The 13000-nt window shown below is 43.5% G+C and carries 11 protein-coding genes and 1 other annotated feature; all 11 genes read left to right on the top strand.

Features of this window, described 5'->3' with window-relative positions; genetic code table 11:
- Positions 1 to 122 precede the first annotated feature (122 nt).
- Entirely contained in the window at positions 123 to 326 is a 204-nt protein-coding gene (locus ABFY19_RS13450) for a heavy-metal-associated domain-containing protein (RefSeq protein WP_418791165.1), read from the top strand.
- A 17-nt stretch (positions 327 to 343) separates the two neighbouring features.
- Complete coding sequence (locus ABFY19_RS13445) at positions 344 to 1951, top strand: ABC1 kinase family protein (RefSeq protein ID WP_418791164.1); 1608 nt, start codon at positions 344 to 346, stop codon at positions 1949 to 1951.
- A gap of 91 nt (positions 1952 to 2042) precedes the next feature.
- Positions 2043 to 2259 (top strand) — a binding site (T-box leader).
- Between the two features lie 45 nt (positions 2260 to 2304).
- On the top strand, positions 2305 to 2814 hold the full coding sequence (locus tag ABFY19_RS13440) for an Lrp/AsnC family transcriptional regulator (RefSeq protein ID WP_418791163.1): 510 nt from the start codon (positions 2305 to 2307) through the stop codon (positions 2812 to 2814).
- Positions 2811 to 4010: an aminotransferase class I/II-fold pyridoxal phosphate-dependent enzyme gene (locus tag ABFY19_RS13435; RefSeq protein WP_418791162.1), complete on the top strand. Its 1200-nt coding sequence runs from the start codon at positions 2811 to 2813 to the stop codon at positions 4008 to 4010. The genes ABFY19_RS13440 and ABFY19_RS13435 overlap by 4 nt, the downstream gene beginning before the upstream one ends.
- Before the next feature lie 217 nt (positions 4011 to 4227).
- Positions 4228 to 5532, top strand: a complete 1305-nt coding sequence (locus ABFY19_RS13430) for a phenylacetate--CoA ligase family protein (RefSeq protein WP_418791160.1) — start codon at positions 4228 to 4230, stop codon at positions 5530 to 5532.
- 45 nt (positions 5533 to 5577) lie between these two features.
- Positions 5578 to 7350 carry an indolepyruvate ferredoxin oxidoreductase subunit alpha gene (gene iorA, locus ABFY19_RS13425; protein ID WP_418791158.1) on the top strand — a complete coding sequence of 591 codons (1773 nt, stop codon included), beginning with the start codon at positions 5578 to 5580 and terminating at the stop codon, positions 7348 to 7350.
- The gene (locus tag ABFY19_RS13420; protein ID WP_418791157.1) at positions 7343 to 7930 is read left to right on the top strand and encodes an indolepyruvate oxidoreductase subunit beta; all 588 of its coding nucleotides are present in this window, start codon (positions 7343 to 7345) and stop codon (positions 7928 to 7930) included. Before iorA ends, ABFY19_RS13420 begins: the two co-directional genes overlap by 8 nt.
- A 93-nt stretch (positions 7931 to 8023) precedes the next feature.
- Positions 8024 to 9709, top strand: coding sequence for an arginine--tRNA ligase (gene argS, locus ABFY19_RS13415; RefSeq protein WP_418791156.1), 1686 nt, complete (start codon positions 8024 to 8026; stop codon positions 9707 to 9709).
- Between the two features lie 148 nt (positions 9710 to 9857).
- The gene (gene rpoE / locus ABFY19_RS13410; protein ID WP_418791155.1) at positions 9858 to 10151 is read left to right on the top strand and encodes a DNA-directed RNA polymerase subunit delta; all 294 of its coding nucleotides are present in this window, start codon (positions 9858 to 9860) and stop codon (positions 10149 to 10151) included.
- A gap of 140 nt (positions 10152 to 10291) precedes the next feature.
- Positions 10292 to 11911, top strand: coding sequence for a CTP synthase (locus ABFY19_RS13405; protein WP_418791154.1), 1620 nt, complete (start codon positions 10292 to 10294; stop codon positions 11909 to 11911).
- Between the two features lie 125 nt (positions 11912 to 12036).
- A complete protein-coding gene (gene sppA / locus ABFY19_RS13400) occupies positions 12037 to 12999 on the top strand; it encodes a signal peptide peptidase SppA (RefSeq protein ID WP_418791153.1) in 963 nt (320 codons plus the stop codon).
- Position 13000 lies beyond the last annotated feature (1 nt).

The following is a 13000-nucleotide window of genomic DNA, read 5'->3' as shown; positions in this document are numbered from 1 at the left end:
AATACATTAATTAAGAGTCAGATTATTTTCCGTAAGGGGAGTAATTTGGCTCTTTTTTTCCGGATTGGCTGCTGAAAATTGGGTAAAATAGAAACAGGTTTCAAAATTAAAGGAGGGTGCTTATGGCTACAACTGTTTTAAATGTCGGGGGAATGAGCTGTAATCATTGTAAAATGGCAGTGGAAAAGGCGTTAAAAACCTTAGATGGGGTTCAGAACGCCAATGTTGACCTTGATACAAAGAAGGTGTCTATTGAGTATAATCCGGCAGGAATTGATGAGGCAGGACTTAAAAAAGTTATTGCTGATGCCGGGTATGATGTTTAAATCCGGGAGGGAAGGCTTTGGCCCGAAAGTACCGTAAGGTTTCACGATATCGTGAAATTACCGGGATTTTGGTTAAATATGGGTTTAGATATCTGCTTAAGCCTCACAAATGCTTGCTTCCACAAATGGTAAGAATGGTTTTTGAAGACCTTGGGCCGACTTTTGTAAAAATGGGCCAGCTTTTGAGTGCCCGCCCCGACCTTATTCCACGGGACTATGTTGAGGAGTTGAGCCGGCTTCAGGATAATGTTGAAGAGGTGCCTGAATCAGAAATAAGGAATCAGTTTATCAAGGAAATGGGTAAGAGTCCCGAGGAAGTTTTTCTTGAGTTTAATTACAAACCTATGGCCAGTGCTTCCATCGGACAGGTTCATGAAGCGGTACTTCCGGATGGGTCTAAAGTTGTGATAAAAGTACAGAGGCCTCACCTGAAACAGCTCATTGATGGTGACATTAAAATACTTAAAAGGTTTGCCGGCATTCTTCAGAAAAGGACTGTTATTGGTAAGGTCTGTGATGTTTATGAAATTATTGATGTCTTCGAACGACAGATACACAAGGAACTGGATTACCTGACCGAAGCTGTGAACACTGAAGCATTTTTTAAGGAGTTTGCTGATGAGGAAAGTATAATTGTGCCCGGAATTTTTTCTGACTATACCACCAAGGAGATCTTGACAATGGAATTTGTTAAGGGTATCAGGGTGGAGGAGTTTGAGGAACATAACTACAGCTATGATGAAAGAAGCCTATATGCCAGCAATATGATGCTCTCAATCTATCGTCCTTTATTTGAACGGGGCATATTTCACGGTGACCCGCATCCGGGCAATGTTTTGTTTCAGGACAATTATAGAATTGTTCTCATTGATTTTGGGATTGTCGGAAGGTTTGACCGGTATTTCCGAAGGATGGTTGCAGAGCTTTTGGTTGCTCTGGCGGACCGGGATGTCCCTGCAGTAATGAATATAATCATGGAAACAGGGAGGACTACGCGGCGAATTCACCAGCAGCGCTTTTTTGAAGATGTATCCGAAATAGTGGAAAAGGCCAATGGTGTAACCAGAGGCGGAATAGCCCTTAGCCAGTTGATTAATGGAATGATTGCAATTTCTATTGAATATGGAATTAAGATGCCGGATAACCTCTTTATTTTGGGGAAGACTGTAATGATAAGTGAGAATATGTCCAGGAGAATTTGTCCTGAACTGGATATATCCGAAGTAATTAAGCCAATAGCCGCCGAATATTTAAGAGGAACCCTGCGCCCAGAAGTCCATAACGGAAGCATTTATAAGCAATTGTCCAGTATTACCGAAGGAATGACGACTTTTCCAGTGGATGTTTGTAAAGCAGTTAGAAATTTTGCCAATAATGATACCAGGATAACGTTTTACCACAGAAATCTCAACTGGCTTCATGATATGCTGGATATATCTTCTTCCAGGATTGCCTTTGGTCTTATCCTTGCAGCACTGATTGTTGGTTCCGCATTGATAATGCATGCCGGCAAAGGCCCCCTGCTGTGGGGATACCCTGTACTGGGTACAATTGGTTTTGTGTTTTCAGGTTTAATGGGTATAATGGTTTTGGTTGCGATGCTTAACTCGGGACGGCTGAGATAATCAACACACAATTTTGGGTTTTTTCGCATATCAATATTATTGACAGGCAAACCTGCACATGATATAATTCTAAAAAAATTTGATAATCTTAAAAAAGACGGTGAAGGGAATAGTAAGTGTATTGTTTACCCAGCAGAGAGCCGGAAGTGGTGGAATCCGGCGGAAACATGCACCGAAGGCCATCCTGGAGTCGCCGGGCTGAATTATAGTAAGCTTGGTCCGTATCCCTGGCGTTAACGGGAATTAAGCTGGGCTGCACACAACAGCCAATTAGGGTGGTACCGCGTGAGAGAGCTCTCGTCCCTTATGGGATGGGGGCTTATTAATTTCACTTATAAAAGGGGTTGGTTAATTTGGAACAAGGATTTAATTTGGATCAAAAGGACCATGAAATACTGGAATTGCTCCAGGATAACAGCCGCCAGGGGCTTGAGCAGATAGCGGCTATGCTTGGGATGGAGCGGCAGGAAGTTGAAAATAGGATTAAAGAACTTGAAGAAAAAAGAATTATTGTCAAATACAATTCCCTGATTAACTGGGAAAGGGCCGGTAAAGAAGTGGTTTCCGCCGTCATTGAGGTTAAGGTTTCTCCTCAGAGGGGTGCCGGGTTTGACAAACTGGCGGAAAGGATTTACCGGTTTCCTGAGGTTAAGGCCGTATACCTGATGTCAGGGAGATATGATTTCTCAGTGTTAGTAGAAGGAACCAACATGAAGGATGTAGCATTTTTTGTAGGAACTAAGCTGGCTACCATAGACAATGTCATCAGCACGGCAACACATTTTGTGCTGAAGAAGTTTAAGCAGGAAGGCGTAATTCTGGAAGATAAAGAAGAAGATAGAAGGTTGGTGATTTCGCCATGATAAAATGGGCAGATAAATTGTCAACAACAGTAAAAAATATTCCGCCTTCTGGAATTAGGCGTTTTTTTGACTTGGCTGCCGAGACAAAAGGAGTGATTTCCTTAGGCGTGGGTGAGCCTGATTTTGTTACCCCCTGGCATGTCCGGGAGGCCTGTATATATTCTCTGGAAAAAGGATATACAATGTATACCTCTAACTCGGGAATGCTGGAACTTAGGGAGGAAATTGCACGCAACCTTTATAATAACTATAAAGTTAAGTATGAGCCGGCAAATGAGGTGCTGGTGACCGTAGGCGTAAGTGAAGCAATGGACCTTGCTTTAAGGGCGGTGGTTTCTTTTGGTGACGAGGTACTAATACCGGAACCCTGTTTTGTTTCTTATGGTCCGTGTACTACTTTGGTCGGAGGAATCCCTGTTCCCATTCCGACCACAGAGGACAACGATTTCAGGGTTACAGCAGCCCAAATTGAAGAAAAAATTACGCCAAAGACCAAACTGCTTATTCTTAGTTATCCTAACAATCCGACCGGAGCTACTATTTCCAGGGAGGAATTGATGGAAATTGCTAAAGTGGTTAAAAAATATGACCTTCTCGTAATTTCTGATGAAATTTATGATGAACTAACATATGAAGGTACACATACATGTTTTGCATCCCTTCCTGCAATGAAGAGCAGGACAATATTGTTAAACGGCTTTTCTAAAGCGTATGCAATGACAGGATGGCGGTTGGGGTATGCCTGCGGGCATCCCGAAGTAATCTCCAATATGACAAAGATTCATCAATATACCATAATGTGTGCACCGATAACGGCACAGATGGCAGCACTAGAAGCTCTGCAGAACGGCGCAGATGAAATGAAGAAGATGGTGGCTGAATATGATCGGCGCAGGAGATTGGTTCTCAGAGGGATGAGCGAAATTGGCCTGTCATGTTTTGAACCAAGGGGTGCATTTTATGCCTTTCCATCCATTAGGAACACGGGAATGACATCTCAGGAGTTTGCCGAAAAGCTGTTGGTGGAAGCCAAAGTTGCTGTTGTTCCCGGAGATGTTTTCGGTGCCAATGGAGAAGGCCATATCAGGTTGTCTTATGCGGCTTCTGTGGCAAACCTCACAGAGGCTATAGAACGAATGAGCAAGTTCATCAGTAAGTCTGAACACCGGTCTGATGATATGGCAGCGAGCGGATAAAGTTTTTAGCTTAAAATAATTAATTACGCACCTGATAAAAACAGGAGTCAGTCTGGGTAGATATCATCAGGCTGCTCCTGTTTATTAATTGACCAGGCGGCACACCGAAAATTTATATGTTTTGAGCAGGAAACGGAATTGAAATTGTAGAAATATTGATGGTTATTGATGGAATGGACACTTGGGAAGAAGTGTATTATTAGGGAGATGATGGAGAGTGATTTGGGAACCTCATTATGAATGTATGGTCAGGGAGGATATGCAGGCAATTCAGTTAGACCGTTTGCAGGCAGTGGTGAACTATGTTTATGAAAAGGTGCCTTATTACCGAAAAGCTTATGATGAACATGGTATCAAACCACAGGAAATTACCAGGTTGAAAGATGTTTCTAGGCTGCCGTTTACTGAAAAAGAGGCTTTAATGGATGGTTACCCCTTTGGGCTTTTTGCAGTCCCTATGAAGAAGGTGGTACGCCTGCATGCGTCATCGGGGACTACCGGAAAGCAAAAGGTCATTGGATACACGAAACGTGACATCCGAACATGGTCAAACCTGATTGCCCGAATTGCAAGTATGGCCGGAATTACAGATGAGGATATTGTCCAAATATGCTTTGGTTATGGTTTGTTCACCGGAGGCTTTGGATTGCATTATGGTATTGAAAAGATTGGGGCGACTATAATACCTGCCTCTACAGGAAATACCGAGCGACAGATTGTGATGATGCAGGACTTTGGGACAACAGCAATGGTGGCGACCCCCTCTTATGCTCTTTACATGGCAGAAGTTTTTGAAGAGATGTGTATAGACCCCTCCAGCTTGAAGCTGAAGGTTGGCTTGTTCGGGGGCGAACCGTGTACAGATAATATGAAAAAAGAAATTGAGCGACGCTGGCATATGAGAGCAACTGATAACTATGGTCTTAGTGAGGTAGGCGGTCCCGGTGTGGCCGGGGAATGTGAGTGCAGTGAAGGTATGATGCATATAAATGAGGACCACTTTTATCCTGAAATCATTAATCCCGAGACAGGCCAATTAATGGGATATGGCGAGGTCGGGGAACTTGTCCTTACAACCCTGACTAGGGAAGCCTTTCCGATTATCCGTTACCGTACCCGTGACCTGACAATGCTGGTTGATGAACCTTGCAGGTGTGGGCGGACAACGCTTAAGATGAAGAAAGTTGTTCAGCGGGCGGATGACATGCTGATAATTAGAGGGGTAAATATTTATCCTTCACAAATTGAAGGAGTTATCATGGAAACTGAAGGGATAGGCCCCTATTACCAACTGGTGGTTACCAAAAAAGGGTACATGGATGACCTCGAAGTACAGGTGGAAATTTCGGGAGAACAGTTTTCGGGAAAATTCAAGGAGCTTGAAGAACTGGAAAAGAGTCTCCGAAGCAAGCTGCAAAAAGTACTTTCAATAAGTGCCGGAGTTAAATTGCTGGAGCCCAAGTCCCTTGAGCGGACCATGGGTAAGGCTAAAAGAATAGTGGACCTGCGTTCAAAGGATTAAGGCGGGGTTAAAAATTGCTGGATAAATAATACCGGAGGTAGGATAATGAAGGAACTTTTGACAGGAAATGAAGCGATTGCACGGGGGGCCTATGAATTCGGAGTAAAGGTGGCAGCAGCATATCCAGGCACACCCAGCACCGAGATACTGGAAAATCTGGTCAAATATCCGGGGGTGTATGCTCAGTGGTCCCCAAATGAGAAAGTGGCCTTGGAGGTTGGGGCCGGTGCTGCTATAGGTGGAGCCCGTACACTGGTAACCATGAAACACGTTGGGGTAAATGTGGCTGCAGACCCGCTGTTTACTCTAGCTTATACGGGTGTAAATGCCGGGCTTGTATTGGTTAGTGCTGATGACCCTGGGATGCATAGTTCTCAGAATGAACAGGATAACAGGAATTATGCTAAATTTGCAAAGATTCCGGTCCTGGAACCCAGTGATAGTCAGGAAGCAAAGGATATGGTTGGCTTAGGGCTTCAAATAAGTGAACAATTTGATACCCCTGTTATGCTTAGGACTACTACCAGAGTTAATCATTCCCAGAGTTTTGTGAAAATTGAGGAGCGTTCTGATGAAGATGCTAAACCTTATGTCAAAAACCCGCAGAAGTATGTAATGGTTCCGGCTCATGCCAGGGTGCGTCACGTTCTTGTTGAAGAGAGACGGGGCAAATTAACCGAGTATGCGGAAAGCTGCCCGGCTAACAGGATAGAATGGGCAGACCGGAAAATGGGGATAATTACCAGTGGGATAATATACGAATATGTAAAAGAAGTGTTACCCAGAGTATCTATCCTGAAAATTGGGATGACCTTTCCGCTTCCGGAAAAGCTTGTCCGGGAATTTGCGGCCCAGATTGATGAACTTTATGTGATAGAGGAACTTGAGCCATTTATGGAAGACCAGGTACGTCTTATGGGTGTTGCGGTTACAGGTAAGCAGTTGTTCCCCAGGATAGGAGAGGTTACACAAAGAATCATTGCCGAAAAAATCCTGTCTGTTACCGATCATCGGGAGTTAGTCAATGAATCTCTATTGACCCCTGGGGTACCCGAAGAAAAAGATGTACAGGTGCCTGTCCGGCCCCCGGTAATGTGCCCGGGATGCCCTCACAGGGGACTGTTTTATACTCTCAGTCAATTAAAAATGACTGTTATGGGTGATATTGGATGTTATACCCTTGGTTCCTTGCCGCCTCTTGAGGCCATGGATACGTGCATTTGTATGGGGGCCAGCGTGGGTTCCGCCATGGGCATGGAAAAAGCCCATCCTGAAATGCATGGAAAGGTTGTAGCCGTAATTGGTGATTCAACTTTTATCCATTCTGGAATTACAAGTCTGCTTGATGTTGTTTATAATAAGGGAGCTACTACCACAGTCATTCTGGATAATAGTACAACTGCCATGACTGGTCACCAGGACCATCCGGCAACAGGCAAAACCCTGAGTAAAGAGATGACAAACCAGGTTGACCTGGCAGGGTTGGTAAAAGCTCTTGGGATTAACCGGGTTCAAGTTGTCGATGCCTTTGACATTAAAAACTTAAATAATAGCATAAGTGAAGAGGCGGCAGCGGATGAGCCTTCAGTAATTATCGTAAAACATCCTTGTGCCCTATTGATAAAAGAAAAAACTGTACCATATACCATTGATGAAAACTGCATTAACTGTAGAAGGTGCATGAAACTCGGATGTCCGGCTCTCAGCGCAAAGGGGGATGCCGTTGTGGTGAATAACGCCCTGTGTACCGGTTGTGGATTGTGCTCACAACTTTGCCCGTCGGATGCATTAAAGAAAGTGGGGGAAGGCAATGGGTAACAGTAAAACAGTTAATATACTTATTGTAGGGGTAGGAGGTCAGGGGACTATCCTCGCCAGCAGGATATTATCTTATTTAGCAATGGAGGATGGGCATGATGTTAAAGTCTCTGAAATCCATGGCATGGCCCAGCGGGGCGGCAGTGTAGTTACCCAGGTAAGGATGGGTAAAAAAGTGTATTCTCCTTTGATATCGGAAGGGCAGGCAGATATAATCCTGGCTTTTGAAAAGCTTGAAGCCCTTCGTTGGGTGCACTGCCTAAAAACGGACGGTACAATTATCATTAATACCCAGGCGATTGATCCTGTGCCTGTTATGATGGGTATTCAGGAATATCCTGACGGTATTGTTTGTCGGATAAAAGGTAAGGTGCTTGATACAATTGCTGTTGATGCACTGCACATGGCAGAAGAATGTGGTAATGCCAAGGCTTCTAATGTTGTCTTGATGGGAGTGCTGGCTCGGAAAATGGGGTTTGGCAAAGAAAAGTGCATCCGGGCATTGGAGGAGAAAGTTCCTTTCAAGTTCTTGGAGCTAAATAAAAATGCTTTTGAGATGGGCTGGAATTTACAGGTATGATGTTATTATAGTATAAATGTTTTTCTGGTATAATATTGAAATAACCTAAAATTAGTGATAATTAGTTATCAGTGACTGTGAGGGAGGCATAAAATGCAATCTGTCCTGGAAAATGTGAAGAATAATATTATTAAAGTAATTGAACAATCGGCTCAAAAGGCTAGGGATGAAGGGAAACTCAACTTCGATTCCTTGCCTGCTTTTGTTTTGGAAGTTCCGAGGGAAAAGGAGCACGGGGATTTTGCCACAAATATAGCCATGCTGCTAACACGTCAGGCGAAGATAGCTCCAAGACAGATAGCAGAGACTATTGTAAATGGCATAAATATTAAAGGTTCCCGGATATCCCGTATTGAAATAGCCGGTCCCGGGTTTATTAACTTTTTTCTGGAAAATGACTGGGTATATGATGTCCTGCCACAAATTGAAAAACAGGGAGAGTGCTATGGTGACAGTAATACCGGCCAGGGGAAAAGGGTTCAGGTAGAATTTGTCAGCGCCAATCCGACCGGTTTGCTGCATATGGGTAATGCCCGTGGGGCCGCCCTTGGTGATGTGATGGCATCACTTATGCAGGCTGCGGGGTTTTTGGTATCCAGGGAGTTTTATATTAATGATGCCGGAAATCAGATAGATAATTTTGGAAAATCCCTTGAGGCTAGGTACTTACAGCTTCTTGGCAGGGACGTGGCTTTTCCTGAAGACGGTTATCACGGGGCTGACATAATCGATACAGTCAAGGGATTTATTGAAAAACATGGTGACCGTTATCTCGATATGGAGTCTGCCTTGAGAAAAGAGCTCTTTATTAAATATGCCCTTGAAGAAAAAATTGCTGCAATAAGGAACACCCTGAGCCAATTTGGGGTGGAATATGATGTATGGTTTAGTGAACAGTCGCTTCATGAATCCGGTGCTATTGATACTATCCTGGCTCAACTCCGGGAAAAAGGGTTTTTGTATGAGAGCGAAGGGGCCCTGTGGCTTAAGACCACAGAGTTTGGTGATGAAAAAGACGAAGTTTTGGTTAGGAGTAACGGCATACCTACTTATTTTGCCGCAGATATTGCTTATCATAAAAACAAATTTGACAGGGGTTTTGAGTGGGTAATAAATATTTGGGGTGCAGATCATCACGGTCACGTAAAAAGGTTGAAAGGCGCGATGCAGGCTTTGGGATACAACCCGGAAAGTCTTGACATAGTTCTGATGCAGTTAGTCCGCTTGTTTAAAGAGGGAGAAATAATAAGGATGTCAAAGCGTTCCGGTGAGTTTATCACACTTGATGACCTTATCGCGGATGTTGGCAGAGATGCTGCGCGGTACTTTTTTGTTATGAGAAGTGCAGACAGCCATTTGGATTTTGATATGGATTTGGCCAAATCTCAGTCAACGGAGAACCCGGTATATTATATCCAGTATGCCTATGCCAGAATAAGCAGCATTCTGCGTCAGCTGGAAGAGTTGGATGAAAACGTGCCTCTTACAGAGGAATGTGATTTCACACTTTTACAGGAACAGGCCGAACTTGACCTGATGAGAAAGATGGCTGATTTTCCCATTGAGATATCGGAAGCTGCATTAGCCCTTGAGCCCCACCGGATTGCCAGGTATGCCCATGAATTAGCCGGTCTTTTTCACAGTTTTTATAACAGCCATAGGGTGATGATAGAGGATAGGGAACTGCAAAAGGCACGGCTTGTATTGATAAAGTCGGTACAGACAGTTATAAGCAGAGCGTTGAGTTTGATAGGGGTAACCGCCCCGGAGTCTATGTAGACACCTTCAACTTGGACGGAAGATTAGACAGAATTAGACAAAATTTTTCAAAGTATTGCAGGAAACTAATCCCATAAAGTCGAATAGACATGTTGAGCTTTTTTAGGTTATTGTTTGCCAAAATATTCCCTAAGGGACGGTGAAGTCAATGCCTGAGTTCAACACAGAGCAAGTTAGCTCCTGTTTGACTGAAGCTGATTTGGCTCATGCAATTCTTAAGGCAGCGGGGGCTCCTTTGTATTTCAAGGACTTATTTGAACAAGTGATGGCCATTAAACCTGTTTCGGGTCGGGACAGGGAACATATTATGGCCGGTATCCACACCGACATAAACCTTGACGGGAGGTTTATTCATGTTGGGAAAGGCGTTTGGGGGTTAAGAGAGTGGGTGCATGATAGGAGGGCCTATCTCTACTCGTATGATGAAGAACTGGACAATTAATTGCGTGGGAAGACCACGCAATTTTTAGTAGATTGACAGCCTTGACAGTATGCATGACAGAGGTTAGAATGTTGTAGGTAGTGTCCGGCACTTAATGTTGAATTCATTTTAAAATTTATTTTATAGATAGGAGGAGCATTATGGCTAAGTTTATTTTTGTGACCGGAGGTGTTGTCTCGTCATTGGGAAAAGGTATCACTGCTGCTTCATTGGGTTGTATTCTGAAAAGCAGGGGTCTTAAAGTCGCCATTCAGAAATTTGATCCATATATAAATGTTGACCCTGGAACAATGAGCCCTTATCAGCACGGAGAAGTATTTGTCACAGATGACGGCGCTGAAACCGACCTTGACCTGGGGCATTATGAGCGGTTTATAGATATTAACCTTAGCAAGAGCAGTAATGTTACTACGGGTAAGATATACTGGGCAATTATTTCTAAGGAACGTAAAGGCGATTTTCTTGGTGGCACTGTACAGGTAATCCCACATGTCACCAATGAAATTAAAGATAGGATTCTAAGGGTAAGTAAAGAGAGCATGCCTGATGTTGTGATTACGGAAATCGGCGGTACGGTGGGGGATATTGAGTCCCTCCCCTTTCTCGAAGCTATCAGGCAGATGAAGAGCGATATTGGTCGTGAAAAAGTATTGTATATTCATGTTACCCTGGTTCCTTACCTTAAGGTATCAGGAGAATTGAAAACCAAGCCTACACAGCACAGTGTTAAGGAACTAAGGAGTATAGGCATTCAGCCGGATGTTATAGTCACTCGGTCTGAAAAACCCCTTTCAAAAGATATGGAAGAGAAAATTGCCCTCTTTTGTGATATTGATAAGGATGCGGTTATCCAGGCGGTAGATGCGGCTACAATATATGAAGTTCCACTCATGATGAAGGATGAGGGTCTTGATGATATTGTAATCGAACGCCTGGGTCTTAAATGTCGGGATGTTGATATGACTGAGTGGGTTGAAATAGTGGACAAAATCAAAAAACCTAAACATAAAACTACAATTGCCATTGTAGGCAAATATGTCGAACTTCCCGATGCCTATCTGAGTGTAGTCGAGTCTTTACGTCATGCAGGTGTTTATCATGAATCAGCTATAGAAATCAAGTGGGTAAATGCTGTTGACCTTGAAAAAGGTGAAAATACTGTTTGTGAATGCCTGGAGGGTGTAGATGGCATTTTGGTGCCGGGCGGTTTCGGGGACAGGGGTATTGAAGGAAAAGTTAAGGCTATAACTTTTGCGAGAGAGAATAAAGTGCCGTTTTTGGGTATTTGCCTGGGAATGCAGTGTGCGGTTATAGAGTTTGCCCGCTATATAGGTTTGAAAAAGGCTAACAGCTCTGAGTTTGACGTCGAGACACCTTATCCTGTAATTGACCTGCTTCCTGAACAAAAGGATATTGAGGATAAAGGGGGGACCATGAGACTGGGGCTTTACCCTTGTAAACTTTTAGAGGGTACCTGGGCTTTTGATGCATATAATGAAGATCTAATCTACGAACGGCACCGGCACAGGTTTGAGTTCAATAATGAATACCGTGAACAATTAACTGCCAAAGGCATGAAGGTTTCAGGAACATCACCCAATGACCGGTTAGTAGAAATTATTGAATTGTCTGACCACCCATGGTTCGTAGGGACACAATTCCATCCGGAGTTTAAGTCCCGTCCTAATCGTCCTCATCCACTCTTCAGAGATTTTGTCGGCATGGCACACAAGTATGGAAAACAGAAAAATGACAATTAATCTGCATACATGGCTGTGGTAAATATTACTAACGGCCTCTTGTTTTTTATTGAAAAGTCTATTGTTAAAATAATATAGTATTTGAAACAATAATGGTGCGGTTAATAAATTGTGGCGGAGAAGACATGGGGGTGTTCAATATTAACAAAAAAATTGTAGTGGGGTTGATAGCAGGTATTATACTTTTATCTCTGGTTGCAGCTATAGTATCCGGGCCGGAAAGTAAGGATAAGGTTTCCGGGGGTGAAGTTATCGGAGTTATCTATGTTGAGGGGGTTATCTCAGGATCCAGGGGAGAAGGTTCTGTTTTCAGTACGGGTATGGCTTCAGGCCATTCAATCATGGAACAGTTAAGAGAAGCTGGGGAGGATAACGGCGTTAAAGCGGTGCTGTTAAGGATCAACAGTCCTGGAGGCAGTGCAGCAGCTTCACAGGAGATAGGGAATGAATTAGATAAATTGCGTAAGCAAGGTAAGATTGTTGTTGCATCCATGGGCGATGTTGCGGCTTCTGGGGGTTACTGGCTTGCTGCCAAGGCTGACAAAATAGTTGCTGACCCTGCAACTTTGACGGGGAGTATTGGGGTAATCATGGAAACTCAAAGTCTGCAGGAACTATTTGATAAAATAGGAATCACACCCGAAACAATAAAGAGCGGTGCGCATAAAGATATGGGTTCTGTCAACCGCCCTCTGACACCTGAAGAACGGGATATCCTGCAGCATATGGTTGATGATATTTATCAACAGTTTGTAGATGTAGTGGCAGAGGGAAGAAAAATGGAAAGGGAAAAGGTCCTTGAACTGGCTGACGGACGAATATTTACCGGCCGCCAGGCAAAAGAAAAAGGCTTGGTAGATGAACTGGGGAACTATTATGATGCTATAAAGATTACGGGTGAACTGGCAGGAATTAAAGGAGAACCGGTTATTCGTGAATTTGGTTATCAGAGTCCTTTTGAAAAGTTCTTGAGTGTTGTTAGTATACCGACAGCTCCAAATAGTGAGTTTTTAGGATTGTCCCCCAGTGAGATTGAGGCATTGAAGGGATTATTAAAAATTCAAAGCTATTTTAGCGAAGCATTTTAAA

Source organism: Phosphitispora sp. TUW77, from assembly GCF_048453025.1.
Classification (GTDB): domain Bacteria; phylum Bacillota; class Thermincolia; order Thermincolales; family UBA2595; genus Phosphitispora.
Note: the sequence above shows the minus strand (reverse complement) of the source record. Positions and strands in the feature narration are given on the sequence as shown.

Bases quoted from the DNA above. Each gene is read 5' to 3' on its own strand.
- ABFY19_RS13450 (WP_418791165.1), top strand. From the start codon at position 123: ATGGCTACAACTGTTTTAAATGTCGGGGGAATGAGCTGTAATCATTGT.
- ABFY19_RS13435 (WP_418791162.1), top strand. From the start codon at position 2,811: ATGATAAAATGGGCAGATAAATTGTCAACAACAGTAAAAAATATTCCG.
- iorA (WP_418791158.1), top strand. From the start codon at position 5,578: ATGAAGGAACTTTTGACAGGAAATGAAGCGATTGCACGGGGGGCCTAT.
- ABFY19_RS13420 (WP_418791157.1), top strand. From the start codon at position 7,343: ATGGGTAACAGTAAAACAGTTAATATACTTATTGTAGGGGTAGGAGGT.
- argS (WP_418791156.1), top strand. From the start codon at position 8,024: ATGCAATCTGTCCTGGAAAATGTGAAGAATAATATTATTAAAGTAATT.
- rpoE (WP_418791155.1), top strand. From the start codon at position 9,858: ATGCCTGAGTTCAACACAGAGCAAGTTAGCTCCTGTTTGACTGAAGCT.
- ABFY19_RS13405 (WP_418791154.1), top strand. From the start codon at position 10,292: ATGGCTAAGTTTATTTTTGTGACCGGAGGTGTTGTCTCGTCATTGGGA.
- sppA (WP_418791153.1), top strand. From the start codon at position 12,037: ATGGGGGTGTTCAATATTAACAAAAAAATTGTAGTGGGGTTGATAGCA.